The 26,743-nt window shown below is 57.7% G+C and carries 28 protein-coding genes, 1 pseudogene and 1 riboswitch; of the genes and pseudogenes, 15 read left to right on the top strand and 14 right to left on the bottom strand.

Features of this window, described 5'->3' with window-relative positions:
• Window positions 1-15 precede the first annotated feature (15 nt).
• The 6 genes from VCA57_RS21825 to VCA57_RS21800 form a co-directional block, all read right to left on the bottom strand.
• On the bottom strand, window positions 16-669 hold the full coding sequence (locus tag VCA57_RS21825) for an HAD family hydrolase (RefSeq protein WP_411187582.1): 654 nt from the start codon (window positions 667-669) through the stop codon (window positions 16-18).
• The gene (locus VCA57_RS21820) at window positions 669-1,658 is read right to left on the bottom strand and encodes an ABC transporter ATP-binding protein (RefSeq protein ID WP_411187580.1); all 990 of its coding nucleotides are present in this window, start codon (window positions 1,656-1,658) and stop codon (window positions 669-671) included. Before VCA57_RS21820 ends, VCA57_RS21825 begins: the two co-directional genes overlap by 1 nt.
• On the bottom strand, window positions 1,655-2,449 hold the full coding sequence (locus VCA57_RS21815; protein ID WP_411187578.1) for an ABC transporter permease: 795 nt from the start codon (window positions 2,447-2,449) through the stop codon (window positions 1,655-1,657). Before VCA57_RS21815 ends, VCA57_RS21820 begins: the two co-directional genes overlap by 4 nt.
• Window positions 2,436-3,275, bottom strand: coding sequence for an ABC transporter permease (locus VCA57_RS21810; RefSeq protein WP_411187808.1), 840 nt, complete (start codon window positions 3,273-3,275; stop codon window positions 2,436-2,438). Before VCA57_RS21810 ends, VCA57_RS21815 begins: the two co-directional genes overlap by 14 nt.
• On the bottom strand, window positions 3,275-4,081 hold the full coding sequence (locus VCA57_RS21805) for an alkaline phosphatase family protein (protein WP_411187576.1): 807 nt from the start codon (window positions 4,079-4,081) through the stop codon (window positions 3,275-3,277). The genes VCA57_RS21810 and VCA57_RS21805 overlap by 1 nt, the downstream gene beginning before the upstream one ends.
• Before the next feature lie 68 nt (window positions 4,082-4,149).
• Window positions 4,150-5,208: an ABC transporter substrate-binding protein gene (locus VCA57_RS21800; RefSeq protein WP_411187574.1), complete on the bottom strand. Its 1,059-nt coding sequence runs from the start codon at window positions 5,206-5,208 to the stop codon at window positions 4,150-4,152.
• A gap of 330 nt (window positions 5,209-5,538) precedes the next feature.
• On the opposite strand from VCA57_RS21800, the gene VCA57_RS21795 reads away from it, so the two are divergent.
• Window positions 5,539-6,255, top strand: coding sequence for a UTRA domain-containing protein (locus VCA57_RS21795; RefSeq protein WP_411187571.1), 717 nt, complete (start codon window positions 5,539-5,541; stop codon window positions 6,253-6,255).
• A 132-nt stretch (window positions 6,256-6,387) separates the two neighbouring features.
• Here VCA57_RS21795 and VCA57_RS21790 read toward each other — a convergent pair whose 3' ends face one another.
• A complete protein-coding gene (locus VCA57_RS21790; RefSeq protein WP_411187569.1) occupies window positions 6,388-7,677 on the bottom strand; it encodes a M18 family aminopeptidase in 1,290 nt (429 codons plus the stop codon).
• A gap of 71 nt (window positions 7,678-7,748) precedes the next feature.
• Window positions 7,749-8,468, bottom strand: a complete 720-nt coding sequence (locus VCA57_RS21785) for a 4'-phosphopantetheinyl transferase family protein (RefSeq protein WP_411187567.1) — start codon at window positions 8,466-8,468, stop codon at window positions 7,749-7,751.
• Between the two features lie 400 nt (window positions 8,469-8,868).
• Between VCA57_RS21785 and VCA57_RS21780 the strand changes: the two genes are divergently transcribed.
• From VCA57_RS21780 to VCA57_RS21770, 3 genes and pseudogenes are all read left to right on the top strand, one after another.
• Window positions 8,869-10,053 carry an MFS transporter gene (locus VCA57_RS21780; RefSeq protein WP_411187565.1) on the top strand — a complete coding sequence of 395 codons (1,185 nt, stop codon included), beginning with the start codon at window positions 8,869-8,871 and terminating at the stop codon, window positions 10,051-10,053.
• Window positions 10,054-10,251: 198 nt separating this feature from the next.
• Window positions 10,252-11,025 (top strand): annotated as a pseudogene (locus tag VCA57_RS21775) (PAS domain-containing protein); the annotation flags it as partial.
• An 84-nt stretch (window positions 11,026-11,109) separates the two neighbouring features.
• Window positions 11,110-11,562 (top strand): methyl-accepting chemotaxis protein, encoded by a 453-nt coding sequence (locus VCA57_RS21770; RefSeq protein WP_411187806.1) that lies wholly within the window; start codon window positions 11,110-11,112, stop codon window positions 11,560-11,562.
• A gap of 101 nt (window positions 11,563-11,663) precedes the next feature.
• On the opposite strand, the gene VCA57_RS21765 is transcribed toward VCA57_RS21770, so the two are convergent.
• The 3 genes from VCA57_RS21765 to VCA57_RS21755 all read right to left on the bottom strand — a co-directional run bounded on the left by VCA57_RS21765 (window position 11,664) and on the right by VCA57_RS21755 (window position 14,256).
• Window positions 11,664-12,887, bottom strand: coding sequence for a PrpF domain-containing protein (locus VCA57_RS21765; protein WP_411187804.1), 1,224 nt, complete (start codon window positions 12,885-12,887; stop codon window positions 11,664-11,666).
• A gap of 64 nt (window positions 12,888-12,951) precedes the next feature.
• On the bottom strand, window positions 12,952-13,158 hold the full coding sequence (locus tag VCA57_RS21760; protein WP_411187563.1) for a hypothetical protein: 207 nt from the start codon (window positions 13,156-13,158) through the stop codon (window positions 12,952-12,954).
• Between the two features lie 99 nt (window positions 13,159-13,257).
• On the bottom strand, window positions 13,258-14,256 hold the full coding sequence (locus tag VCA57_RS21755) for an AraC family transcriptional regulator (protein WP_411187561.1): 999 nt from the start codon (window positions 14,254-14,256) through the stop codon (window positions 13,258-13,260).
• A 364-nt stretch (window positions 14,257-14,620) separates the two neighbouring features.
• Between VCA57_RS21755 and VCA57_RS21750 the strand changes: the two genes are divergently transcribed.
• The 4 genes from VCA57_RS21750 to trhA all read left to right on the top strand — a co-directional run bounded on the left by VCA57_RS21750 (window position 14,621) and on the right by trhA (window position 19,230).
• Window positions 14,621-15,943: a dicarboxylate/amino acid:cation symporter gene (locus VCA57_RS21750; RefSeq protein WP_411187559.1), complete on the top strand. Its 1,323-nt coding sequence runs from the start codon at window positions 14,621-14,623 to the stop codon at window positions 15,941-15,943.
• Window positions 15,944-16,128: 185 nt separating this feature from the next.
• A complete protein-coding gene (locus VCA57_RS21745) occupies window positions 16,129-17,268 on the top strand; it encodes an acyl-CoA dehydrogenase family protein (protein ID WP_411187557.1) in 1,140 nt (379 codons plus the stop codon).
• Between the two features lie 61 nt (window positions 17,269-17,329).
• Window positions 17,330-18,511 (top strand): CaiB/BaiF CoA transferase family protein, encoded by a 1,182-nt coding sequence (locus VCA57_RS21740; protein ID WP_411187555.1) that lies wholly within the window; start codon window positions 17,330-17,332, stop codon window positions 18,509-18,511.
• Between the two features lie 101 nt (window positions 18,512-18,612).
• Window positions 18,613-19,230 (top strand): PAQR family membrane homeostasis protein TrhA, encoded by a 618-nt coding sequence (trhA, locus tag VCA57_RS21735; RefSeq protein ID WP_411187553.1) that lies wholly within the window; start codon window positions 18,613-18,615, stop codon window positions 19,228-19,230.
• 66 nt (window positions 19,231-19,296) lie between these two features.
• Here trhA and VCA57_RS21730 read toward each other — a convergent pair whose 3' ends face one another.
• The 3 genes from VCA57_RS21730 to VCA57_RS21720 all read right to left on the bottom strand — a co-directional run bounded on the left by VCA57_RS21730 (window position 19,297) and on the right by VCA57_RS21720 (window position 21,267).
• Window positions 19,297-19,791, bottom strand: a complete 495-nt coding sequence (locus tag VCA57_RS21730) for a SprT family zinc-dependent metalloprotease (RefSeq protein ID WP_411187551.1) — start codon at window positions 19,789-19,791, stop codon at window positions 19,297-19,299.
• A 115-nt stretch (window positions 19,792-19,906) separates the two neighbouring features.
• Window positions 19,907-20,506, bottom strand: coding sequence for a Yip1 family protein (locus VCA57_RS21725; RefSeq protein ID WP_411187549.1), 600 nt, complete (start codon window positions 20,504-20,506; stop codon window positions 19,907-19,909).
• A 158-nt stretch (window positions 20,507-20,664) separates the two neighbouring features.
• Complete coding sequence (locus tag VCA57_RS21720) at window positions 20,665-21,267, bottom strand: DNA-J related domain-containing protein (RefSeq protein WP_411187547.1); 603 nt, start codon at window positions 21,265-21,267, stop codon at window positions 20,665-20,667.
• Between the two features lie 97 nt (window positions 21,268-21,364).
• On the opposite strand from VCA57_RS21720, the gene ttcA reads away from it, so the two are divergent.
• The 7 genes from ttcA (at window position 21,365) to VCA57_RS21685 (ending at window position 26,244) form a co-directional block, all read left to right on the top strand.
• The gene (ttcA, locus tag VCA57_RS21715; RefSeq protein ID WP_411187545.1) at window positions 21,365-22,189 is read left to right on the top strand and encodes a tRNA 2-thiocytidine(32) synthetase TtcA; all 825 of its coding nucleotides are present in this window, start codon (window positions 21,365-21,367) and stop codon (window positions 22,187-22,189) included.
• A gap of 30 nt (window positions 22,190-22,219) precedes the next feature.
• Window positions 22,220-22,714 carry a hypothetical protein gene (locus VCA57_RS21710; RefSeq protein ID WP_411187543.1) on the top strand — a complete coding sequence of 165 codons (495 nt, stop codon included), beginning with the start codon at window positions 22,220-22,222 and terminating at the stop codon, window positions 22,712-22,714.
• Window positions 22,715-22,728: 14 nt separating this feature from the next.
• Entirely contained in the window at window positions 22,729-23,400 is a 672-nt protein-coding gene (locus VCA57_RS21705) for a DNA-3-methyladenine glycosylase I (protein WP_411187541.1), read from the top strand.
• Between the two features lie 12 nt (window positions 23,401-23,412).
• Window positions 23,413-24,171, top strand: coding sequence for an NAD-dependent deacylase (locus tag VCA57_RS21700; protein ID WP_411187539.1), 759 nt, complete (start codon window positions 23,413-23,415; stop codon window positions 24,169-24,171).
• 76 nt (window positions 24,172-24,247) lie between these two features.
• Complete coding sequence (locus VCA57_RS21695) at window positions 24,248-24,868, top strand: C40 family peptidase (protein WP_411187537.1); 621 nt, start codon at window positions 24,248-24,250, stop codon at window positions 24,866-24,868.
• A gap of 148 nt (window positions 24,869-25,016) precedes the next feature.
• The gene (locus VCA57_RS21690; protein WP_411187535.1) at window positions 25,017-25,544 is read left to right on the top strand and encodes a C40 family peptidase; all 528 of its coding nucleotides are present in this window, start codon (window positions 25,017-25,019) and stop codon (window positions 25,542-25,544) included.
• Window positions 25,545-25,581: 37 nt separating this feature from the next.
• Window positions 25,582-26,244, top strand: coding sequence for an O-methyltransferase (locus VCA57_RS21685; protein ID WP_411187533.1), 663 nt, complete (start codon window positions 25,582-25,584; stop codon window positions 26,242-26,244).
• Window positions 26,245-26,287: 43 nt separating this feature from the next.
• A riboswitch (cobalamin riboswitch) is annotated at window positions 26,288-26,655 on the top strand.
• Window positions 26,656-26,743: the final 88 nt, after the last annotated feature.

Raw genomic sequence — 26,743 nt, 5'->3', positions numbered from 1 at the left:
ACTTTCTGCGGTAAATCAGCGCCAGCTCAGCACCGGCCAGCCAGCCTGTTGCGCATGCTCCAGCAACGTTGGATCGGGATTGACCACATGGGGGTTTTCCACCACTTGCAGCAGCGGCAGGTCGTTGCGTGAGTCGGAGTAGAAATAGGCGCCATCGAGCACTTCGCCTTGTTCCTGCAGCCAATCACGCAGGCGGCTGACCTTGCCTTCGCGGTAGGTCAGTACGCCCTGGGTACGGCCGCTGTACTGGCCATGTTGCTCTTCCAGGTTGATGGCCAGCACTTCCTCGATTTTCAGGCGCGCGGCAATGGCGCTGACCAGGAAATGCGCCGAGGCGGAAATCACCAGCAGCCGGTCGCCGGCGGCGCGGTGGTTGGCCAGGCAGCGGGTGGCGTCGCTGTAGAAAATCGGCTCGATCACGTCTTCAACAAACGGCTCGACCACATGCGCAACTTCTTCCGGCGTGCGGCCAACCAGGGGCGAGAGGGTGAAGGCCATGTAGTCTTCCATGGCCAGTTCGCCGGCAGCATACAGGCGCATCAGCTCCTGCTCACGGGCGATAAAGCTGTCAGCGTCGGCCCAGCCGAGTTTGACCATTTCCTGGGTCCAGAGGCTGGCGCAGTCGCCGCCGATCAGGGTTTCGTCCAGGTCGAAAATTGCCAGGGCCATCAGGCCACCTCACAAATAGCGTTGTCTTCAATGTTCAGGTTGATCTGCTGACCACGGGCGTGCAGGTCAGCGGGGGAGCGATTGAGTACATCCACCAGCAGTTCGACGCCGCGGGCTTCGACGCTGTAACGGATTACGTTGCCGAGCAGGCGATGGCTGCGGATTTGCCCTTCGATGCTGCCCTGTGCGCCGATCTGGATAGCCTCCGGGCGAATCGCCACGCGGCTATGAATTGGGCGCAGTAACAGGCGGCTGGCGGCATCGGCGTCGAGCAGGTTGTAGTTGCCGATAAAACCGGCGGCAAAGGCATCGGCCGGCGCGGTGTAGAGGGTTTCGGCGTCGCCGCTCTGGACGATTTTGCCGCCGTTCATCAGGAAGATGCGGTCGCTCATGACCAGCGCTTCTTCTTGGTCATGGGTGACGAAGATGGTGGTCAGGCCCAGCTCCTGCTGGATGTTGCGGATCTGCTCACGCAGGTGCTTGCGAATCCGTGCATCCAGCGCCGACAAGGGTTCGTCAAGCAGCAGCAGGCGTGGGCGGGTAACCAGCGAACGCGCCAGGGCGACACGTTGGCACTGACCGCCGGACAATTGCTGCGGGTAGCGGTTGGCGAAGTCATTCAGTTCGACTAACTCCAGCACTTCCTTGACTCGTTGTTCAGCCTCGCTGCCTTTGACTTTCTGCATGCGCAAGCCAAAGGCGACGTTCTGCTGCACCGTCATGTTGGGGAACAGCGCGTAGCTCTGGAACACCATGCCGATGCCACGCTTTTGCGGGGCAACCGGCACCAGGTCTTCGCCGTCGAGGAGGATCTGCCCGCCATTGACGCCGGTTAACCCTGCGATGCAGCGCAGCAGGGTGGATTTGCCGCAGCCAGATGGGCCGAGCAGGGTGATGAATTCGCCTTTGTCGATCTCGCAGTTGATATCGCTGAAAATCGATGTGGTGCCGTAGCTTTTATGCAGGCCTTGAATACTCAGATAACTCATGACTTGTCCTTATTCAGGCGGTTAGCCGCCCAGGTCATCAGCAGCACGAACATAAAGTAGGAAATCACCAGGGCGCTGGTGAAGTGACCACTGCCGTTGCGCATGTTGTAGAGGTACACCTGCAGCGTTTCGTAGCGACTGCCGACCAGCAGGTTGGCAAAAACGAACTCACCGAACAGGAAGCTAAAGGAGAGGAATACCGAAACCATCAGGCCTTTGCGCAGGTTGGGCAGCACCACCATAAAGGCCGCGCGCCAGGTGCTGGCACCCAGCAAGTGGGCGGCGTCCATCAGATCGCGCAGGTTGATCGCCTGCAGGTTGTTGCTGATCGCGCGGTACATAAACGGCAGGGCGATGGTGAAGTAACAGCCAATCAGGATCCACGGTGTGCCAAGGATCGGCAGCGGACCACCGGCAAATAGCTGCATCAAACCCACCGAGGAGACCACCGGCGGAATGGCGAATGGCAGCAGGATCAGCACATTCATCACGGCATCGAGCTTGGGGAAGTGATAACTGACCACGAACAGCAGCGGCAGAATCAATACCAACGACAAAGCCAGTGCGGCAAAGCACACCAGCAAAGAGCGACCGAACGCCGACAGAAAGCGCATATCGCTCCACAACTCCACGTACCACTTGAAGGTCAGCCCGCTGGGCAGAATGCTCGCCGACCAGCTGGTTGCCAGTGAATAGAGCAGGGTGCCGAGCAGCGGCATAAGCAAAATCAACATCAGCGTGTAAACCACCAACTGGTGGAACAGCGGCGAGCGTTTTTCAGCGTGAGACATGGTAGCTCCGGCGCAGCAGCCATTGGTGAACCAGGGTAATCAGGGTCATCAGCCCGACCAGAATCATTGCCAGGGCGCTGGCCATATTCGGATCAAGGAAGATGTCGCCCGAAACCATGGCTGCAATACGAATCGGCAGGATGTTGAAGTTGCCGGTGGTCAGCGCATACACCGTGGCGTAAGCCCCCAGGGCGTTGGCCAGCAGAATCACAAAGGTGCCGAGCAGAGCTGGGGTGAGTACCGGCAGGCCGACATAACGCCAGAACTGCCAGTTGCTCGCGCCGAGCAGTTCGGCAGACTCGCGCCAGTCTTCACGCAGGGCATCGAAGGCCGGATACAGCAGCAACACACCCAGGGGGATCTGGAAGTAGCTGTAGAGCACGATCAGCCCGGTTTTCGAGTAGAGGTTGAAGTCCTCAATGATCCCCGCCTGCTTGAGCAGAATGGTCAGCGCGCCGTTAAAACCGAGCAGAATGACAAAGGCAAACGCCAGCGGTACACCGGAGAAGTTGCTGGTCATGCTGGAAAACGCCATGACGAAATCACGCAACTTGCTGTCGACCTGGCGCAGCGAGTAACTGCCGAGAATGGCGATACTGATGCCGATCAAGCTCGACCAGAACGCTACTTCCAGGCTGTGGCGCATAGCTTGGCGGTAAAAGGGCGAGGCAAAGGCTTCGCTGAAGTTCCCCAGGCCCCAACCCTCGCTGGTGTGCAGGCTGTTACTGGCCACCCAGATGAGCGGGGCGATCTGAAAGGCGATAAAGAACAAGGCAAATGGTAGCAGGCAGAGCAAGGCCAGCCATTTGCCGCGCAGGGCAGATATCACGATAAAAGCTCCCGGCAGACAGGTTTGTCGTGGGCTACGCCGAGCAGCTCACAGACCGTACCGCACAACTCCAACTGTTTGGGCTGGGCGTTGGGGTCAAGGCTGAACGCATTACCGAGCACCAGCAATGGCACTTCGCGTTCTTCCGGCAGCAGGCCATTGTGCGAGCGGTCGTTGTTCATGCCGTGGTCGGCGGTCACCAGAATCTGATAGCCGGCATCCAACCAGGGCTGGATATATTCGGCCAAGTGCACATCGGCCATGCGTGCGCTGTTGCGGTATTGCGCGCTGTCCAGACCATGTTTGTGGCCGGCATCGTCGATATTCATCGGGTGCACCAGCAGCAAGTTGGGTGCATGGCGTTGACGCAGGCTGTCGGCATCGGCGAACAGGTGCGAGTCCGGGTAGTGGTCGGCGTAGTAAAAGTGGCCGTACTGGATAGGCAGTTCGGTATCGCTGGTATGGCGATCACGGGCGGCCTGGAAAGGGGAACGGTTATACAGCTCGCTGACCCAGTGATAGGCCGCTGCAGCGGTAATCAGGCCAGCGTCGCGGGCGTAGTGGAACATGCTGCGCTGGGTCGACAGGCGCGATACAGCGTTATTGACGATGCCGCTCTCGATGGGTGCAACACCGGTCAAAATCGTTTCATACAGTGGGCGGGATAAGGCTGGGAGTTCACAATCAAGCTTATACAGTGCGGCGCGTCCGGCTTGGCAATAAGCCTGCAGATGACCCAGCGCATGCTGAGCCACCTGATAGCTCAGGCCATCCAGAACCACGAGGATGACGTTGTGTTTCATTGACTGATCTCGTGTCGGTCGTAGCCCGGATTACATCCGGGCTACGGTTTAATGGCATCGCAGCGGCATCAGTTCATGTTGATGATGACGTGTTCCTGCCACAGGCGCGGCAGTGCTTTGGACGTGGCCTCCCAGGCAGCTGGATCCTTGATCGGCTGGACCTTGGCGTACTGTTCTTGCGGCAGCAGCTTGGCTTGTACGTCGGCCGGCAGGGTCAGGTGCTCAGCGCGAATCGGCCGGGCATTGCCTTTGGCCAGGTTGATCTGGCCGGCGTCACTGAGGATATATTCACGCGCCAACTTGGCGGCGTTGGGGTTTTTTGCCCATTTGTTGATGATGGTGCTGTAGCCGGAAATAACCGAACCATCAGATGGGATCAGCACTTCAAAACGCTCTGGGTCGATCTGGTCGCGGTAAGACAGGCCGTTGAAGTCCCACACTACGCCGACTTCCACTTCACCTTTTTCCAGGGTCTGGATGGTTGGGTTAGCCAGCGACAGGCGGCCCTGCTTGGCCAGCTCACCGTAGAATTCCAGCGCCGGTTTAACGTTGCTTTCATTACCGCCCATGGCGATAGCGGCAGCCAATACGCCGTTAACTGCTTGTGCAGCGGTGCTGACATCGCCAGCGCTGACTTTGTAGGTGCCTTTTTTCAGGTCAGCCCAGGAGTGCGGAATATCCTTTACCAGTTGCTTGTTGACGATAAAGGCGATGGAGCCGGTGTAGGCGAGCATCCAGTGGCCGTCTGCATCCTTGGCCCAGGCAGGAATCTGCTCCCAGTTGCTGGGTTTGAACGGTTGGGTGACGCCCTGTTGCACAGCAATAGGACCGAAGGCTGCGCCCACATCACCGATATCGGCGGTGGCGTTGTCTTTTTCAGCGGCGAACTTGGCAATTTCCTGGGCCGAGCTCATGTCGGTATCCATGTGCTTGAGGCCGTAGGTTTTCTCCAGGTCAACCCAGGTGTCTTTCCAGTTGGCCCAGGAGTCCGGCATGCCCACGCTATTCACCGCGCCTTCCGCACGTGCAGCTTTTTCCAGTGCCTGCATATCCATGTCGGCGGCCATGGCCGAGGTTGCCAGGGCAATGGCCGAGCCCATCAGTGAAGCCATCAGCAGTTGTTTCATTGGAAACTCCTTTGCGATATGAATGGTCTGGTCTAGATCAGCAAAACTTGAGCCAATTTAGGCTTGTTTAATGACGGTTTTATGTCCGTTGGTGATTGGTCAGCTGTGCGCTGATATTTCTGGTTAGTGATCTGCAAGCGTAGACCATCGTCAAATAGGCGATTAATGCCTCTTAAAACCGGACTTTACTGATTTCTGGATGTGTTGAAAGATTATTGTCATAGCCTGTTCATCAAGACTGCTTAAACTTGAAACATGCTTTTAAGTCCGCTGAAGGCAGTGGTTATTGCCCTTAAATGGGGCTGGACTAGTCCAATAATGGAGGTCTTGATGCGTGATGAAGCGCCGCGGGCAGTCACTGCTATATGCCGGGCATTGGAAGAGCAGATTGAACACGGCCTGTTGCAGTCGGGCTGTCAGCTGCCGGCAGAGCGCAAGCTCAGCGAAGTATTCGATACCACACGGATCACCTTGCGTGAGGCCTTGGGCCAGCTTGAAGCGCAGGGCTTGATCTACCGTGAGGAACGGCGCGGCTGGTTTGTTTCGCCTCCCCGCGTGGCTTACAACCCGCTGGTACGTAGCCACTTTCACGCGATGGTCGGTGAGCAAGGCCGAGTGCCGGCCACTGAAGTGTTGAGTGCCAAGCTGATTCCGGCCAGCGCCGAGATTTGCCTGCTATTGGCCTTGCCGGCGCTGTCCAGCGTGTATCAGATCCGTCGTGCGCGGCGTATCGACGGACGACTGGTGCTGTACGTCGAGCATTACCTCAATCCCAACTACTTTGCCGGCATTCTGGATTACGACCTGACCCGCTCGCTGACCGAGTTGTACGCCAGCGAGTACGGCATTCATTACGGCCGGGTGCGTTTCGATATGGTGCCCACTGCGTTGCACAGCGAAGCGGCGTCGGCGTTAAAGGTGGCTGTTGGCAGTCCGGCGCTGCGCATCGTGCGGATCAACCGTGATCAACACGGCCGGCTGATTGATTGCGACCTGGAATTCTGGCGCCACGACGCCCTGCATGTGAGCGTCGAGGTGCCGGAGTAGCAGGCCCGTAGCCCGGATGAAATCCGGGAGCGGTTGTTACGCTAATAGTCTGTCCCGGATTGCATCCGGGCTACGAATCTGGCGAGCAGATGGCGGACAAGCCTTCGGCATGTCCGCTCTATGGGGCATCGATCAGGGCAACTCAGCACTGGCGTAAAACGCAGTAAGCACTTTCACCAGATGCGCCAGGTCATGGCTGCCGGCCAGTTCGCGGATCGAGTGCATAGCGAAGGTCGGCAGGCCGATGTCTACGGTACGCACGCCCAGTTGGCTGGCGGTGATCGGGCCGATAGTCGAGCCGCAACCCATGTCGCTGCGGGTGACGAAACTTTGCACCGGCACTTCGTTTTCCAGGCAAAGGTGACGGAAGAACCCGGCGGTTTCGCTGTTGGTGGCGTAGCGCTGGTTGCTGTTGATCTTGATCACCGGACCGGCGTTGAGCTTTGGGCCGTGGTTGGCGTCATGCTTGTCGGCGTAGTTGGGGTGCACGCCGTGGGCGTTGTCAGCCGAGACCAGCAGCGAGCGCTGCAGGGTACGCACGAAGGCATCGCCGTCCGGCAGTACGCGACGCAGCACCTGTTCGAGCATCGGGCCGTCGGCACCGCAGGCTGAGCAAGAGCCGACTTCCTCGTGGTCGGTGCACACCAGTACGCAGCTTTCTTCATCCGGCGCCGCCAGTAGCGCTTGCAGCCCGGCGTAGCAGGACAGCAGGTTGTCCAGTCGCGCGCCGGCGATAAAGTCGCTGTTCAGACCAATCACCGCGGCGCTCTGGGTGTCGTAGAAGCTCAGCTCGTAATCAAGCACCGCATCAGCGCTGAAGTCGTGTTCACGGGCCAGTTGATCGGTGATCAGGGCACGGAAGTCGGCCGGTTCATCGCCGGCGATCTGCGCGAGGATCGGTGGCAGCTCGTTTTGTGGGTTGATCGCCCAGCCCTGGTTGGCTTCACGATTAAGGTGAATGGCCAAGTTGGGGATCACGGCAATCGGGCTCTGGAAATCAATCAGCTGGCTTTCCACCTTGCCATCGCGGCGGTAGGTGACGCGCCCAGCGAGCGACAAGTCGCGGTCGAACCACGGGGCCAGCAGTGCGCCGCCATATACTTCGACACCGAGCTGGAAAAAGCCTTGGCGCTGCAGTTCCGGCTGCGGTTTGACCCGCAGGCATGGGCTGTCGGTATGGGCGCCAACCAGGCGGATACCGCCTTCAAGTGGCGAACGTTTGCCGAGTTTGAAGGCGATGATCGAGGAGTCGTTGCGCGTCACGTAGTAACGGCCACCGGCTTCGGTGTGCCAGCTGGCGCGTTCGTCCAAATGCTGAAAACCAGCCACTTCAAGGTGCTGAACGAGGCTGGCGGTGGCATGAAAGGGGGTGGGTGAGGCCTTGAGGAAATCGATCAGGCCTTGATTTAAATCTTCGCGCATAGGGCACTCCAGGCGGCAATCGGCCGAGTTTAGCGGATTTGCCCCTGGCATTGGGCGCTACGGCGAACAGATCAGCGTGGGATGCTGATCAGGCTGAGTAGAAAACCATCGAATTCAGCAAACTGGCCAGCCACTTCACTGCCTGCGGGCCAGTCGCTGTGTAGGTCGATCAGTAAGCGCATACAGGCTTTATTGTCGGCGGTAGCGCTGAGCAGCTCGGCATCCTGAAAATAGAAGTGTTGCAGTACTTGCGGGTAGAGCGCCTTGAACAGGCTCTCCTTGAGCGAGAACGTCAGGCTGATGCGCAGGGCTCGTTGCTCATCACTCATGCCTTGCAGGCGCTGCAGCTCGGCTGGGGTGAGGATTTCTCCGGCCAATCGCTCAGCCCGGCTGGCCGGTATGATGCGTTCAACATCCAGGCCTAGTCCGCGCCACTGCGTGCAATGGCCCACCACTGCCCCGGCCCAATTGCTACCGTGGGTGATTGAACCGAGCGTGCCGCTTGGCCAATGCGGGGCTCGGTCTGCGCCAATACCTGGCGTAGACGCTGTGCCGGTGAGCTGGCGCAAGGCTTCGCGGGCACAGAGCCTGCCAGCGAGGTGTTCGCTTTGGCGCTTGGCAACGCCCTTGACCGGCGAGATTGCACAACGGCTGAAGTCATCGACATGCAAGAGCGCGGGGTCAAAGTGGGTGCTAATAAGGCGCAGCGACGGCAGTGGATGCGCCAATGGCCAGTGCTCTCTTAGCGGCGTGCAACATGCAGGGAGGTAGTTTTCATTCATGGGCGGCATTTTGCCGTGTGCTTGCCGCGCCGACCACTCATCTGTGCTGTTTACAATTCGTTGCAGAGCGGCAACAAAGCTAAACGGAGTGCCGTGGTTTTTTTTGCCACACTTGGCCATGCGTTTCTTTGGAGATGCAGGTGAGGTTGTAGCTGGTGCATGCGTGAGGTTTGTACCGGCATTTCTCTGAGAATGAGTACGGGAGCCCGTTTGGGCTCCCGTTTTTTTTGGCTACTGATCCGGTGGCCACTCTTTCGCCAATAACTGTGTGAAACAAGCATTTTTACCCGGAGCTGGGTGCATTGTTCGTCATCGGCATAATGGCTATGCGGCTAACGCACAGCCCCTAAGGCAGGCTGCATGCTAACCTGCCAAATGGCCGATTTAGAGCCGTTTTGTGAGCCTGCCAATGCCTGTTACTGATTCATCTGCGCACCTGATGCGCGGCACTGCCGCTTACCGGCGTGCCACTCTGGCGCTGTTCTGTGCCGGTTTTGCCACCTTTGCCTTGCTCTACTGTGTGCAGCCGCTGTTACCGCTATTGGCCGCACATTTTGCCGTGTCAGCGGCGACTAGCAGCCTGGCGTTATCACTGACGACTTTGAGTTTGGCGGTCTGCCTGCTGGTGTCCGGCGCACTGGCGGAAAGCTGGGGACGCAAGCCAGTGATGGCCGCCGCTCTGGGGTTGGCATCGCTTCTGGGAATTGCCTGCGCGTTGGTTGATAGCTGGGATCACCTGCTCTGGTTGCGTGCTTTGCTCGGCCTGGCTCTGAGCGGATTGCCTGCCTTGGCCATGGCCTATGTCGGCGAGGAATTTGACCCCGAGGCGCTGCCGGCTGCGATGGGGCTGTATATCGGCGGGACCGCCTTAGGTGGTTTGCTTGGGCGTTTGCTGGCTGGTTTGCTCAGTGATCTGGGTGGCTGGCCGTTGGCCTTGGCAGGTATTGCCGGGATGGGGCTATTAGCCTTGGTGTTGTTTATTTGGTTATTGCCACCGTCGCGGCATTTTCAAGCGCAATCGCTTTCGCTGCGCGGTTTGCTGCGCAACTTTGCCGTGCACTTGGCTAACGGCCAGCTGCGACGGTTGTTTCTGCTGGCGTTTCTGTTGATGGGCGGTTTCGTCGCTTTGTTCAACTATGTTGGCTTCCGTTTGGCGGCCGCGCCGTTCAACCTGTCGTCCAGCCTGATTGGCCTGCTGTTTACGGTCTATCTGGTGGGGATTTTCAGCGCGGGCTGGGCGGGGCGGCTGGTGCCACGGCTTGGTGCGCGTCGCGTGCTACTGGGTGGCATCGGTATCATGTTGTTAGGTGTGGCGTTCTGTGCCACGCCCTGGCTGAGCGCTGCCGTAGTCGGCCTGGCCTTGTTCACCCTCGGCTTCTTTGCTGCCCATGCGGTCGCCAGTGGGCAGGTAGGGCAGCGCGCTCCAGTGGCAAAGGCGCAAGCGTCGGCGTTGTACCTGTGCGCGTACTACCTGGGTTCCAGTGTGATTGGTTACAGTGCAGGGTACATCTGGGAGCATGCTGGCTGGTTGCCGATGCTGGCCGTATTGGCCGCTTTGTTCGTCGCCGCTGGAGTCAGCGCACGCAGGTTGTGAGGGGGTAAAAAGTGACGTGCATGACTTGCGTTAACCTCCCCGGATATCGGCAAGAATAGTCGCCGCAATTCTCAATTATTACGTCTTATTTCGTTCCCAAAAATGTGACAAAAATAAATCGCATTTCATGCGTATAGGCCTAACGCCAACGGTGTCTGTGCCGATACTAAGACCATCTCTATTCGTTTCGGTGCTGTCATGTTTAATACGCGTCTGAAAAATGAAATACAGGCATTACAGGCCGAGCTGGCGATCTGCCGGCAGATGCAAAACGGGATGGACGCACGCATGGTATCCGTAACGCTGTATGCCAATTTCAGCATTAAACAGGTTAACGATAATTTTGCCCGAATGCTGGGTTATACGGCGCAGCAGCTTGAGGGGCGTGGCATGGATCAACTGGTCCCGGAGTACGTCAAGCAACTCGACTGCTACCGCAACCTCAGAAATGCGGTGCAAAAAGGCGAGTCAGTCATTGATAAATACCGATTCATAAAGGCGGACGGCAAGCTGGCGTGGATGCGCGCCATGTGGCAGCCACTGCGTGATGAAAGTGGCAAGCTTTTCAGCATCCAATGCTACGGCACGGATATTACCGAGGCTGTCGATGTCGCCGCTGAAAACGCTGCATTTATTCAGGCGTTGTTGCGCTCTACGGCGGTAATCGAATTCGATTTGGGCGGGCATGTACTCACCGCCAATGAGCAGTTCCTGCGCGGTATGGGTTACAGCCTCGGGCAGATCAAGGGTAAACACCACAGTATGTTCTGCGAGCCGCATGAAGCTTCTTCGGAGTACAAGGCGTTTTGGGAGAGGCTCAACCGCGGTGAGTTTATCGCCAGTCGCTTCAAGCGTATCGATAGTGGCGGTAGGGTGGTGTGGTTGGAGGCAACCTACAACCCGGTGCGTGATGCTCAAGATAAGCTTTATAAGGTGGTTAAATTCGCCACACTGGTTACCGAGCAGGTTGAACGCGAGGCTGAAGTCAGTCAGGCCGCGAGCGTTGCCTTCGAGATTTCACAGCAAACCGATCTCAGCGCTCAGCGTGGCGCAGCCGTGGTGCAGGACACTGTTCTGACCATGCGCAAGATTTCTGAAGAGATGCAGTCAGCCTCGACAGGTATCGAGGCGCTGGGCAAGCAATCGCTGCTTATCAGCTCCATTGTGCAAACCATCGGCGGGATCGCCCAGCAGACCAATCTGCTGGCGCTGAACGCCGCTATCGAAGCCGCGCGGGCGGGCGAGCAAGGGCGGGGATTTGCGGTGGTGGCTGATGAGGTTCGGCAACTGGCTGGCCGCACCAGCACTGCGACCGAAGAAATCGTCAGTGTGGTGCAGCAGAACCAGGCACTGGTTGATGAAACTGTGCGCGACATGGCTAGCAGCCGCGGCCAGGCTGAACAAGGCTTGCAGCTTGCCAATGAAGCAGGCGCGGTGATTGTTGAGATTCAAGATGGTGCCAGACAAGTGGTGGCGGCTGTTGAGCGGTTTGCCAATCAATTGAAGTAAGCATGATGTAGTTACACACACGCCGGAAGCTACATACGTAAATTGGCCGCTCTCTTCAGCTCTTATTCGCCAGATGCAGAGCTGGAGGAGGGGGGCGCTGTTTAGAGCTGCTGGCACAGGGCATCCACCAGCTCGTTCGACGCTCTATACAGCGGCACATAACCACGCATCAAAATTTGCGCACTGCGCCGATAGGCTGCGGCTTGAATCTCAAGTTCGCTACCGCCAAATTTTGCACTGATTGTTGTGTCCAGCTTGCCTGCCGGGTTTTCAATGCTCACCTCGATATCTGCAAACACAGACGTCGGTTTGGCAATGCCTCTTGCCACATTGTGTGCCGTGGTTCCCGGCAGCAGGCACGCCGCCGCTAGGCAGCAACCGCCGGACACCGCCATCGAAGCATGGCCGGTTTGTGGGGTGAAATAGCGCACGGCAATGTTGCCGCCATGGCGCGGGGTGCCAACGATACACACCTTGGGCATGGTTTCGCTTCGTTCCAGGTCTGCGCGGGTCATAAGCTCACCATCACGGCGGCGAAGCCGCATTTTCAGCCCCGCCTCAATCCACACGTGCCTGAGCTGCGCCATAAATATCGGGTCTGCCTCTAGCTCGGCTATTGGCTCGTGGGCCGTTTTGCCAAAGCTGGCTGCATCAGCAATCACCATGGGTACCGCGACATCGATACAGGAGACGTCGTGCCCGGCGGCGATGCTCTCCAGCGCCAAGCCTGTTGGCAACAGCGCGCCAGTCTTATTCCCTACAGGGGATTGCAGAAATAAGTCAACGCGCGGGAAAGCGCCATTAACCCCAGGAATTTCGGCGTCTACAAACCGACCACGTTCATCGCGCAACATCCGGGCGATCGTCACTACGCCGGTATTGGTGTTCTTTATTTTTATTTCGCAGGTGCCGCTGGCGGGTGTTTCGATCAAGCCCGTATCGATGCCCCAAAGTGGCAATGCAGACGACATATTCCCGCAATTTACGCTCCAATCTATATCGCTGTGATCACTGGCCAGTTGGGCGAGCGTGCTCACAATCTGGCGACCTGTCGGCGTCTCTTCAACGTGCGCCAAAAACACTTTATTACTGGTGGCAGGACCACGGCCAAGGCCGCTGATCTGACGATTACCCGGCTGATGACCCGACAGCGGAACGCCCATCAAGTGGCGTAGTAATTCGGCGCGAAGATGCTCCGCGTGAGGTAACAGCGCTTGCCAAATCACCACGCCCGTTGAGGTGCCGCCTCTCATGTAATGCAGTGGGATTTCAACAATGCCGGCATTCAGTCGCAGGCTAAGAGCGTTTTGTTTGGTGTCTGGCATAGCAGAATTGTGCATAGGTTATTCCAGGGCAACCAAGCGAGCGTGAGGAGGGAGCCATAGCCGGCTAGCGTCTGATTATTTTGGGCAGCGCCAGCAATACAACACCAATTGCCAGTACCGCGTATTTGTTCTCGATAAAGTAGGGATACACCATTAAGGCGATACCACTGTACTTCGCCACAACATTCTCTTGCTTCTTTCCGTACATAAAGTAGCCAAGCCCAATTGAGCTAAATACGAGGCCGAGAAGTAGCGATGCGGTATCAAACATTGGGTGATCTCCGGGCAATTCCATTCTCCATTAGGGCGAGAAAACCTAATGAGGGCGCTTTTTCGGCGTTGGTATTTTCGATCGTCGACTGAGCCCTAGTCATACTTCCTGCGCTCGATAAGCTCCGGGCGTTAGCCCTGTCCATTTCTTAAAGGCTCGATGAAACGCTGAGGGTTCGGAGAAGCCCAGTTGTTCGGCAATGTCCTGAATCGCCAGGTCGTCGCGGCCCAGGTGGTAGATGGCCAGGTCGCGACGCAGGTGGTCTTTGAGTTCTTGAAAGCTGGAGCCTTCTTCGCGCAAATGCCGGCGCAGGGTTTGTGGGCTGATGTGCAGGTGTTGCGCTACGGCATCCAGGTCTGGCCAGTTGCTGCAGTCACGGCCGAGCAGGCGGCGGATTTGGCTGATCAGGCTGTCGCCGCCGTCCGGGCGGGCCAGCAGGTCGGCGGGGGAGTGTTGGAGGAATTGCTTGAGGGTGCGTTCGTCCTGCAGCAGTGGCATGGCCAGGTAGCGGGCCTGGAACAGCAGGCTGGTGCACCCAGCCGAGAAGCGTCGGGCGCAGGGGAACAGCAATTCATATTCGCTGGCGTGGGCGGGTTGGCTGTAGGTGAAGGTGGCTTCTTCGAGGCGGATGCGCTGGCCGATTAGCCAGCTGCCGAGGCGATGCCAGATGACCAGCAGGCTTTCCAGTAGGAAATGGTCGGGATCGCAGAGGCTTGAGTCGTCCACGCTTAGCCGCGCCCAGTCGCCTTCGCGCTGAATACTGATGGTCGGTGCTTCGGGAAACAAGCTGTAGAACAGTGTGCCTCGGCCCAGGGCTTTTTCCAGCGAATGGCAGTGGATGATGGCGTAACACATCATGGCAAAGGTGCCGCGCTTACTACGCAGGCGGCCAAAGCCAAGGTATTCGTCGTCGAGGCTTTCCCACAGCAGCTGTACCAGGCGAGCGAATTGCTCGGGGGCGATGCGTGCGCGTGGTTCATCAAGCAAGGCTGGTTGGATACCCAATTGGCGCAGCAGCGGCGTGCAGTCGTGGCCTTGGCGCTCGGCCCCGCGCAAGGCGGCGCGGACAAAGTGGCTGGCGATGGTGCGTTCGCGCATGGGGGTCGCTCGTCGATGAAGGCGCGTCGATCTTAGCCACCTGTTGGGCTGTGCAACAAGTTGTGCTGGTCTAGCCATTGCGGGCTGGTGCGGTTGTTGAACGCGGGATATCCGCCAGCGCCAGGGTGATGGCCGTGCGGGAATCCGCCAGATTAGCCAGTCGCTAGCCATTAATATGGCTATAAATCACTGATTTATAGGGGTTTAAGCGTAATTATTAAAGTGGCAAGGAGCTTGCTATAGCCCGGGCAAGGTTGCGCTGTGCGCGCCTATAACAAACCCCCATAGCTAAGGGGATAGCGTTTATTCGGGTGTTGCCGGTGTCGATGGACGATGCCGCGTAGCATCGCTTAGGACCTCTGCCATGACCGATACGCCGCTTGCTGCGCCACGTCAACCGTTCTACAAGATGCTCTATGTGCAGGTAATTTTTGCCATCACCGTCGGCATCTTGCTCGGCCATTTTTACCCGGAAACCGGCGTGGCGCTTAAGCCGCTCGGCGATGGTTTCGTCAAACTGATCAAGATGGTGATTGCTCCGATCATCTTCTGCACCGTGGTCAGTGGCATTGCAGGGATGCAGGACATGAAGGCCGTCGGCAAGACCGGTGGTTTGGCGCTGCTGTACTTCGAAATTGTTTCCAGCATTGCCTTGGTAATTGGCCTGATTGTGGTCAACCTGGCCCAGCCGGGTGCTGGCATGCATATCGACCCAAGCACGTTGGATGCCAGCAGCATTGCCGCGTATACCTCTGCAGGTGCGCAGCAGACGACTATCGGTTTTCTGCTTAACGTGATTCCAAGCACCGTCGTGGGTGCATTCGCCAATGGCGATATTTTGCAGGTGCTGTTCTTCTCGGTGCTTTTTGCTTTTGCGCTGCAGCGCATGGGTGAGTTTGGCCGGCCGGTGTTGGAGTTTATCGAGCGTATTGCTCAGGTGATGTTCGGCATCATCAACATGATCATGAAGCTCGCGCCCATCGGTGCTTTTGGTGCCATGGCCTTCACCATCGGCCAATACGGCGTGGGGTCGTTGGTGCAGTTGGGGCAGTTGATGATCTGCTTCTATATCACCTGCGTATTCTTCATCCTCGTGGTGCTGGGCGGTATCGCACGCAGTCATGGCTTTAGCATCCTGCGCTTTATCAGCTACATTCGCGAAGAGTTGATGATTGTGCTGGGCACCTCGTCGTCTGAGTCGGTATTGCCGCGCATGCTGACCAAAATGGAGAAGCTGGGCGCGAAGAAGTCGGTGGTGGGCCTGGTGATTCCGACGGGCTACTCCTTCAACTTGGATGGCACCTCGATCTACCTGACCATGGCGGCGGTATTTATCGCTCAGGCCACCGATACGCCGATGGACCTGACTCATCAGATCACCCTGTTGTTGGTGTTGCTGGTGGCTTCCAAAGGTGCGGCCGGGGTGACCGGTAGCGGCTTTATCGTGTTGGCGGCAACGCTGTCGGCTGTTGGCCACTTGCCGGTTGCTGGTCTAGCGCTGATTCTGGGCATCGACCGCTTTATGTCCGAAGCTCGCGCGTTGACCAACCTGATCGGTAATGGTGTGGCGACTATCGTGGTGGCCAAGTGGGTCAAGGAGTTGGATGAAGAAACCCTGCAGCGTGAGCTGGCCAGCGATGGTAAGGCGCAGCCAGTGCCACTGGCGGCCAAGACCGAGCTGAGCTGACGTATTTGTGTGGTTGCTGAACAGCCCGCCTTATTGGCGGGCTTTTTTTCGTCTGCAGCATTCGCTTGAGCGCTATTGCGGCTATGACCGTTTGGGTCAATCCAGGCTGAGCACATGGGTCATTGAGGCGTTGGGCAAGCGCGGCCTAACCTGCGTCACGACTTCAGCTCAGGGAGCAACTCCGCATGCAGCGCACTATTTTCGACACCGAGCACAATCTGTTCCGCGACGCGTTCGCCGCCTTTCTGAAGAAGGAAGTGGTGCCACATCAGGATGAGTGGGAAGCCGCTGGCGTGGTTAGCCGTGAGGTGTGGAAGAAGGCCGGCGAAATGGGCTTTCTGTTGCCCTGGGCGGATGAGCAGTATGGCGGCTCCGGGCTCAAGGATTTTCGCTATGAACAGATCATGTGCGAGGAGCTGGCCAAGATTAACGAACCGGGTTTTATGCTACCGCTGCACTCGGCGCTGTGTGGTCCGTATATCGCCGAGTATGGCAGCACCGAGCAAAAGGCGCGTTTTATGCCGGGCATCATCAGCGGCGATTTGATTTTGGCGGTTGCAATGACCGAGCCGAGCGCTGGTTCCGACCTGGCTGGTATGCGCACCAGCGCGGTGGAGCAGGGTGATCACTACGTGCTCAACGGCTCCAAGGTGTTTATTTCCAATGGCCTGCTTGCCGATGTGGTGATCGTGGCAGCGAAGACTGATCCGGCGAATAAGCACGCCATGGGTTTGTTTCTGGTCGAGCGCGGCATGGAAGGTTTCGAGCGTGGCAAGAAGCTGGAAAAACTTGGTATGAAGAGCCAGGACACCGCCGAGCTGTTCTTCAATAACGTCAAAGTGCCCAAGACCAACCTGCTGGGTGACGCCAAAGCCGGCTTCTTCTACCTGATGAACATGCTCACCCAGGAGCGTCTGACCAACGCCTGCGGCGCGGTGGCGGCGGCCGAGGCGGCGCTGCAAGTGACTATCGATTATGTGCGTGAGCGCAAGGCCTTCGATCGGCCGATTTCGCACTTCCAGAATACCCGCTTCAAACTGGCGGAAATGCGCACGCAGATCGACGTTGCCCAGGTGTTCGTCGACCGCTGCGTGACGGATCACAACGAAAAAAAGCTCACCCCGGAAGTGGCCGCCGAAGCCAAGCTGTTTACTACCGAACTGCTGGGCAAAGTGGTCGATGAAGGGGTGCAACTGCACGGTGGCTGGGGTTATATGTGGGAGTACCCGATCTGCAAGATGTACGCGAACGCACGCATTCAGCGCATCTTCGCCGGCACCTCGGAGATCATGAAAGAGATCATCAGTCGCGGCATGAAGCTTTAACGCGCGGTTTTGGTTGAGCGCAGCGATATATCTCAGCATTAAAAACACCCAAGGAGCGGTTATGTCAGGCCCGTTGTCTTCGCTGAAAGTGCTGGATTTCTCCACCCTGCTACCGGGGCCATTTGCCTCTTTGCTGATGGCGGATATGGGCGCCGAGGTGCTACGGGTTGAGTCGCCTTCGCGCATGGACCTGGTGCGTGTTCTCCCGCCGCATGACGGCGGCGTATCGGCCAGCCATGCCTATCTCAATCGTAACAAGCGCTGCATCGCCCTAGACCTGAAAAAGCCCGAGGCGGTGGAGATGGTCAAGCAGCTGGTGGGGGAGTACGACATCGTGCTTGAGCAGTTTCGCCCAGGCGTGATGGATAAACTCGGCGTTGGTTATGCGGCGCTGAAGGCGATCAATCCGCGCCTGATTTATGTGTCGATCACGGGCTACGGCCAGAGCGGCCCGTACAAGGATCGCGCCGGGCATGACATCAACTATCTCGCTCTGGCTGGTATTGCCAGTTACACCGGTCGGTGCGACAGCGGGCCGTTGCCGTTAGGCATTCAGGCGGCGGATATTGCTGGCGGCTCGCTGCATGGGGTGATTGGTTTGTTGGCTGCAGTGATCCAGCGTCAGGTGACCGGGCAAGGCCAGCATGTGGATATCAGCATGACTGACTGCGCTTTTAGCCTGCACGGCATGGCTGGCGCGGGGTATCTGGCCGCAGGCGTGGAGCCCGCGATGGAGAACCAGGCGCTAAATGGCGGTAGCTTTTACGACTATTACCGCACCCGTGACGGTCGCTGGTTTTCAGTTGGCAGCCTGGAACCGCAATTTATGCAGCAATTCTGCGCGGCTATCGGTCGCCCTGAGCTGGCGTCGCGCGGCTTGTCGCAGAAGCCGGAGGATCAGCAAGCGCTTAAACGCGAAATCGAAATCGAGTTTGAAAAACGCGACTTTGCTGAGTGGAGCCAAGCGTTTGCCGAGCTGGATGCTTGCGTGGAGCCGATGCTCAACCTCGGCGAAGCGGTCGAACATCCGCAGATCAAGGCTCGTGGCTTGGTCGCTGAGGTGCCGCGTGCAGGCAATTCCGCGCAATCACAAATCGCCTGCCCCATCAAATTCTCCAGCGGTTTACCTGCGCCCCGGCATATCGGCGCAGCACTGGGCGCGCACACCGAGGAGGTTTTGCTCGAATTGGGCTACAGCAGCGAGCAGATCGCTCAGCTCAAGGACGCTAAGGTGGTCGCTTGAACGGCGTTGATTGCGCGTTGAGTGTTTAGTTTGCTGCAATGTGTGCTCGTCAAATGCTGAATTTTCCGGCATAAGCCTGGTAGCTCGTTCGGGAACACAACATGTATCACGGTGAACGCTTTAACGCCTGGACCCATCTGGTCGGGGCAATTTTGGCCTGCATGGGGGCCGTTTGGTTGCTGGTGCTGGCAAGCCTGGATGGCGATTTACGCAAAATCATCAGTGTGGCGATCTATGGGCTGACGCTGGTGTTGCTCTACAGCATCTCCACGCTTTACCACAGCGTTCAGGGACGGGCGAAAGTGGTGATGCGCAAGCTTGATCATTTGTCGATCTACCTGCTGATTGCTGGAAGTTACACGCCGTTTTGTCTGGTAACGCTCTATGGCGCGTGGGGCTGGACGCTGTTTGGCATCGTTTGGACGTTAGCGGTGCTGGGCATGCTGCAAGAGATCAAACCACGCTCCGAGGCGCGGGTGTTGTCGATTGTGCTCTACGCGGTGATGGGCTGGATTGTCCTGGTAGCCGTCAAACCGCTGCTTGCAGCGTTGGGTACGGCAGGGTTTATTTGGCTGGCGGGTGGCGGGGTGTTGTACACGGTGGGGATTATCTTTTTCGCCTATGACAGCCGCTTCCGTCACTGGCATGGCATCTGGCACCTGTTCGTGATGGGCGGCAGCTTGATGCATTTTGTCGCTGTGTTGCGTTACGTGCTCTAAGTGCCCACCTTGAGCTGCGGTGGCGGTTAATAACGTCTTTATAGCTGCTTGAACTGCTGTGACGGGTTATTCGATGCGCTGTTCGCCGGTGTAGCTCAACGTCACTTTGCAGCGCCGGCAGTAGTAGCGCCGGCCTTTGCTGACCAAGGCGTGACGCTGGGCAGAGAAGGGGAATTCGCCTTGCGGGCAACTGCAGCGATAGATATAGCGGCTTACCGCGCGCCGCTGCACGGCATAGCTGTGGCAGCGGTTGGGCGCTAGTTCATACACGCCGCGCATAATCAGCTGCCACTCTTCGCCGTGGGGCTGGATCTTCAAGCCGAACAGTTGGTGAGCGATCAGGTGTGCGACTTCGTGGGGCACGGTCTGCCTGAGAAAGTCTTCGCGGTTTTCCCGATACAACTGTGGGTTGAAGCGCAGTTTGTTTTCCGTCAGGTGCGCCACGCCAGCCTTTTGTCCACGCAGCTTGAAACTCACTTCGGCACGGACAAAGGATTGCTTGAAGAAGGCTTCTGCCTGCTGGTAGCAGTGCTCTACGCGGCTCAGGAGGTGTTCGGGCATAAAAGGTGGCTATCGCGACGTGGATGGCGATTATGCCCAAGCCATGGATGTTGCGCAGCCCTGAAACGACGAAACCACCTGTTGGTGGTTTCGTGGTTTTTCAGTCATTGAGCTGCTAGCTGGTGTATACCGGGCCGACCCCAAAGCCCCAAAGAATTACCGAACAGGCAATCATCGCAACCAGTACCACCAGCCCCACTGCCAGTACCGAGCTGGAGAACATAAAGCCTTCATCTTCGGGGATGCCCATAAAGGCTGGTATGCCTACGTAGAGCAGGTAGACCGTGTAGCAGATGGCCGCCGTGCCGACCACCATGGCCAGCCAGAGGTGTGGATAAAGCGCTGCGAGCCCGCCGATAAACAGCGGTGTAGCGGTGTAAGCGGCAAATACTACGCACTGGGTGAAGTTCGGGCTGGCGTCGTAGGTCCGTGCCATCCAGTGGATGAACGCTCCCATTACGGCTATCCCGGCGAGCATGGCCAGGTAAGTCATGATGGTCATTTGCATGGCGCTGGCTTCTGTGAGCATCACCGGTGCTCGATCGCCGATGGCCCAGCCAACCTGGGTCGTGCCGATATAGGCGGATACAGCGGGAATCGCCGCTAGTACAAGTACGTGGGTGAGGTACATGTGGCTTATAGATTCTTCTTCGCCACGGATTTCCTGCCATTCCTGATCGGGATGGGTGAACAGCCCCAAAACATGATGGATCATGTCAGATCTCCTTTTGGTATAGCGATCGCCCCCCAGCTCAGCGCCTGATTTGCGTGTGCAGCGTTATCAGGTGCGAGGCCGAACCTATGCGACCGTATGTCGCAGTATAGGCAGCGATTAAACATGACAACGGCGTGACGTTAGAGCAAATCGAACTCTCAACAGCGGCCGTAATAACGTTCGAGGATTTCCATAGCCTTGTTGATCGACTGCAAGCGCTCTGTACTGCCGCCTCGATCCGGATGATGCAGGCTGACCAGTTGTCGGTAGCGGTGCTTGATGACCGGCAGGCTGAGCGTTTGCTCGCTGTCTGTGAGTTCGAAAAGCTCTAAAGCCGCTTGCTCCTCCTCGCCGCCCTGCATGCGTGACCAGAAGCTGTGCAGCAGCTTGGCCACATCTTGCTCGTCGGTATCGCGTAGCTGGCTCATGTCCAGGTAGTAGTCGCGCAGTGGGTCATGTTCGCTCAGCTGCGCACTGCCAGGCTGGTAGGGCAGAAGCTGGATGTTTAACGCGCTGATATGCAGATAACCGCTTTGCGTCGCCCAGAGCTTTTCACGCAGGCGATAGAGGGCGTTGAACAGCAGGAAATGGGTGCGGAACAGCACCAGGTGGTCGGTCAGTGGCAGGTTGGGGATGTGCGTGCAGTGGCGTGCTTTTAGTTGCTGGATCAATTGGTACTCGCCAAGGCCAGCGGGCGCGGCGCGTAGCAACTGGAGCAGCTGTTCGGACAGATCGAGGTCGGGGTTTAAATCGTCATTCATCGGCCGAGCCTAGCATTTAAGCAACTGCGGGGTAGGGCGCGTCACGCTTTCTGGGTAAAATGCCGCACTTTCGTAACCCTCCGGATTCCAGCGCACCATGGGCACCCTCTCGGTCAATCAGAACAAACTGCAAAAACGCCTGCGTCGCCAGGCCGGCGAAGCCGTTGCCGACTTCAACATGATTGAAGATGGCGACAAGGTCATGGTCTGCCTGTCCGGCGGTAAAGACAGTTACACCATGCTTGACGTGCTGCTGCACCTGCAGAAGGTCGCGCCGATCAAGTTCGAGATCGTAGCGGTAAACATGGACCAAAAGCAGCCAGGCTTTCCCGAACATGTGCTGCCGGCATATTTAGAGTCCATCGGCGTGCCCTATCACATCGTCGAGAAGGACACTTACTCGGTCGTTAAAGAGAAGATCCCGGAAGGCAAAACCACCTGCTCGCTGTGCTCGCGTCTGCGCCGTGGCACGCTGTACACCTTCGCTGATGAGATCGGCGCGACCAAGATGGCCCTCGGGCATCACCGCGACGACATTCTGGAAACCTTCTTCCTGAATATGTTCTACGGCGGCACCCTCAAGGCCATGCCGCCCAAACTGCGTGCCGACGATGGGCGCAACGTGGTGATTCGCCCGCTGGCTTACTGCAACGAGGCGGATATCGAAGCTTACAGCCAGCTCAAAGAATTTCCGATCATCCCGTGCAACCTCTGCGGCTCGCAGGAAAACCTGCAGCGCCAAGTGGTCAAAGAGATGCTGCAGGACTGGGAGCGCAAGTCGCCGGGGCGTACCGAAATCATGTTTCGCGCGCTGCAGAACGTGGTGCCATCGCAACTGGCTGACCGTAACCTGTTTGACTTCAAGAGCCTGAAAATCGACGACAGCGCGACGTCACGCTTTGTCGACGTGATGAATCTGTAAGCTTCGCGCGAATTATTGAGGAGGGTGCGTATGCGCGCTGCGCTGTTACTGCTGGTATGTCTGTTGCTATCTGCCTGCGGCGGCTCTGCTGAAAAGGGGCATTTGACCCTGAGGTTCGACGGCAAGCCGATGACGTTCAACGGGCCACTGAACGCGCAGCTGGGTGAGAGCCGTGAACACTTGGTAGTCGGCGGTTACCACACCGGTTCGAGTGAAAGCTACGACATCGAATTGTGGAGTCTCGGCAAGCAGATCGTGCCTGGTACCTATGTGCTGCCCGGTTCCAAGCTGATCAGTCGTTATGCGATCCAGCAGATCACCGATGGCAAGAACCGTGGCACCACCATTTGGTCCGCCTTTCGTCCCGAAGAGGACACCTTTAGCCTGACCATCGACTCGATTGATGATTGGGGCGTGAAAGGCCATTTCAGTGGTCGTATCCAGTTGCTCGGCGGTAACGGCAGTACGTTCATCAGAGTTAGCGACGGCAGCTTCGCCGCTCCCTACAAACTGCAAACCCACTAAGGCCGGCAGTCCCGATGCGTGATTACAAATGGCTTAACGAATTCTGCTTGAACCGCTTCGGCTCGGCCGCTGCGCTGGAATCGATCCTGCCGCAGCCGCTTAGCCCTCGCGAACTGCGCGCGATCAGTGATGATCGATACCTGTCGGTTTTGAGCCTGCGGGTCTTTCGCGCAGGCCTCAAGCACAGCCTGGTGGATGCCAAGTGGCCGGCGTTTGAGCAGGTGTTCTTCGGCTTCGACCCGGAAAAAGTGGTGTTGATGGGCGCTGAGCGTCTGGAAAATCTGATGCAGGATGCGCGCATCATTCGCCACCTGGGCAAGCTCAAAAGCGTGCCGCGCAATGCCCAATTCATTCTCGATGTGCGCCAGGACAAGGGCAGCTTCGGTGCGCTGATAGCGGACTGGCCGGTGAGCGATATCGTCGGTCTGTGGAAGTACTTGGCCAAGCACGGCAGCCAGCTCGGCGGGTTGTCCGCGCCGCGTTTTCTGCGCATGGTCGGCAAGGATACGTTTTTGCCGACCGATGACATGGTCGCCGCGCTAAAAGCGCAGAAAATTATCGACAAGGCCCCGACCAGCCTGAAGGAGCTGGCCGCCGTGCAAGCTGCGTTCAATCAGTGGCATGAGCAGAGCGGGCGGCCACTGTGTCAGCTGTCGGTGATGCTCGCGCATACAGTTAACCACTGAGGTCGTTTGACCATGGAGCAGGCAATCAAGCAGGTCGCAGAGCAGCTTCGCCAGGCTGAGCGCATTTTGCTGATAACCGGCGCGGGCTTGTCCGCCGACTCCGGGTTGCCCACTTACCGTGGTCTGGGTGGCTTGTATAACGGTCACACCGCTGAAGGTTTGCCGATTGAGGCGGCGTTGTCCGGCTCTATGTTGCAGCGTGACCCAGCGTTGTGCTGGAAATACCTGGCAGAGCTGGGTAAAGCCTGCCTGGGTGCGCAGGCTAATGCCGGGCATTACGCCATCGCCGAGTTGCAGCGGCGAAAGCCGCAATGCTGGCTGCTAACCCAGAATATCGACGGTTACCACCGTGCCGCCGGTAGTCCGATGGAGCGAGTAATTGAAATTCATGGCGATCTGGCGCCACTGTATTGCCAGTCTTGTGGTGCAGTTGATCACGAATTGGCTGAGCATTTGAGTCGGCCGTTACCGCCCAAATGCCGACAGTGCGCCGGAGTGCTGCGCCCACCGGTGGTGCTGTTTGAGGAAATGCTGCCTGAGCAGGCGATAGACACACTTTACGCCGAGGTGCGCAAAGGCTTCGAGGTGGTGATCAGTGTCGGTACTAGCGCCAGCTTCCCGTATATCGTTGAGCCGCTAATGCGTACGCGGCAGGCTGGCGGCTTTACTGTGGAAATCAACCCGCAGCGTACGGACTTGAGCAGTCGCGTGGACGTGCATCTGCAAGGGCGGGCGTTAGATGTTTTGCCGGAACTACTAAGTCACATTTAGATCCATAGAATTTGCAAATGCATGTCATAGAAGGCATAGTCGCGCTCTTGTGAACTCTATAGACACGGCCGTGCCCATGCTAAAACGCCTCGCACCCCTCGTGCCCATTGCACTTTCTGTGGTTCTGGCCGCTTGCGCCAACCACGCGCCACAGCCAGAGCTGGCAAGCCAGTCGGCTGTGTTTTCGCCAAGTTCGATAGAGCTTGATGAGCTTGATGAACAAGCCAAAGAAGCCGCGCTTGGCGACTTTACTGAAGAAAAATCCTACAAACTGCCTCAGCTGGCGGACAGCATCCTTTCCCATGGTCTGTCGCTGGTCGGTACACGCTACCGCTTTGGTGGCGGCTCGGTGAGTTCTGGTTTCGATTGCAGCGGCTTTATCGGCTACCTGTTCAAAGAAGAAGCTGGCATGCAGTTGCCACGCTCTACCCGCGACATGATCAATATCGATGCACCGCTGGTTGAGCGTGATGCGCTTAAGCCAGGCGATCTTTTGTTCTTCAGCACCAATGGTCGTGGTCGCGTCAGTCATGCGGGTATCTACTTAGGTGATGATCAATTCATCCATTCCTCAAGCAGCCGTAGCGGCGGTGTGCGGGTCGATAGCCTGGATGATCGCTATTGGAAGCGCACCTTTATTGAGGCCAAACGCGCCCTGGCGATGGCTCCAAACGATATGCTGGTTCGTCACCCTTAAGCCTTTGGGCAGCAGTTGAATTGCTCAACTGCTGCCGCTTCTGATGCATCTCGATAGTTTTCAATCACCTACTAAGCAAAGCTAAAGCTTGCACTACGTTGTGCAAGCCGGCAGAGTAGGGCGCATCTCGCTCAGGGTTGGCTTGTCCATGACCGCTATCACCCGTTTCAGCTTGCTGGTACTTGCAGCGCTGCTCAGCGCTTGCTCCAGCCATGCTCCCGCCCCAGTCCAACCACAACCAGTTGTGCAGCCTGCCATTAGCAGTTTTAACGGCAATGCTGACGATGTCTTGTTTCGCGCGCTGGGTTTGGTGGGTACGCCTTATCGCTATGGCGGCAATACGCCGGATGGTGGCTTCGACTGCAGTGGCTTGATTGGCTATGTCTACCGCGATGCGGCGGGCATTCGCTTGCCACGTACAACCCGTGAACTGATTAGCATGCGTGCGCCGAGCATTGGCCGTGAAGCCCTGCAAAGTGGCGATTTGGTGTTCTTCGCCACCAGCGGCGGTAGCAAGGTCAGCCATGCCGGGATTTATGTCGGCAATGGGCGCTTTGTACATGCGCCGTCCACTGGCGGTACCGTGCGCCTGGACAGCTTGAGCAACACTTACTGGCAACGTACCTACCTGAATGCCAAGCGCGTGTTCACCCCGGAGCTGGCGGGTAATCCTTGAGGCGCGTTAGCTATCGGGATTGCTGAGGGGAGTTTGTGTGACCACCCAAACGCTTAATCTTGATGCGGCTCTGCATCGCTACCTACTGGATGTTTCCTTGCGTGAAACGCCGCTGCTTAAGCGCCTGCGTGAGGAGACCGCGCAACTGAGCACCGCGCGCTGGCAGATTGCCCCTGAACAAGGGCAATTTATGGCCTTGCTGGTCCAGCTGATGGGCGCGCGGCGCATCGTCGAAGTCGGCACCTTTACCGGTTACAGCGCCATTTGTATGGCTCAAGCCATGCCGGAGGAGGGTCGGCTGATCTGCTGTGATATTCCTGGTGAGTACAACGCCACGGCTGAGCGCTACTGGCGCGAGGCCGGGCTCAGTACGCGGATCGAACAGCGTTTGGCGCCGGCCCTTGAGACGCTGGCGGCTCTTGAAGGAGAGGGTTTGGCGGGAAGTATCGATCTGCTGTTTATCGATGCCGACAAGGCCAATTACCCAACCTATCTGGAGCATGCTTTGCGCCTGGTGCGGCAGGGTGGCTTGATTCTGTTTGATAACACCTTGTGGAGCGGCCGAGTGCTGGAGGCAAACCCACAAAGCGCCGATACGCTTGCGATTCAGGCGCTGAACCTGGCGTTGCGCGACGATACACGCATCGATCTATCACTGCTGCCGCTGGGCGACGGTTTGACGCTGTGCCGTAAACGTTGAAGTTGAGTCGCATTCGTTTGACGCCTAATCACGAACTCTCTACCCTTCGCGCCTTGTAACAGGTGCCTCCAGCGCTATGCGTTTGCGGGGTGAAACAGGGAAGTCGGTGCGTTGTGCGCTTCTACGCCAGCTATTCCGACGCTGCCCCCGCAACGGTAAGTGAGTTAAACGCCGCTAATGCCACTGTGCTTAAGCATGGGAAGGCGCGGCTTAGAACCTTTTATGATCTGCTGCGCGTCGGCTAAACGGCGTTGAAAACGGCCTCGGAATGCTCATTTACAATCAGCAAACTCCGCTTCTTCGGCCATTTTCGCCACCGTTCATCTCTAGCTCGCTAGATCATAAGTAGGTTCTGAGAACCTCAAGGTTCGCTCACAAGCCCGGAGACCGGCCTGTTGCAGTCCACGGCATCGCGGAGGGCGTTGTCTGGCGTGTGGTTGCGCTGTGCGTGATCCCGCGTTCTCTCTATCTCCGCGTGCTTTTTCCAGCCAGATCGCCT

Origin of the sequence: Pseudomonas sp. (assembly GCF_046581935.1) — a bacterium.
Lineage (GTDB): Bacteria > Pseudomonadota > Gammaproteobacteria > Pseudomonadales > Pseudomonadaceae > Aquipseudomonas.
The sequence above is the reverse complement of the archived record's forward strand: the minus strand, read 5'-3'. Positions and strand labels throughout refer to the sequence as shown.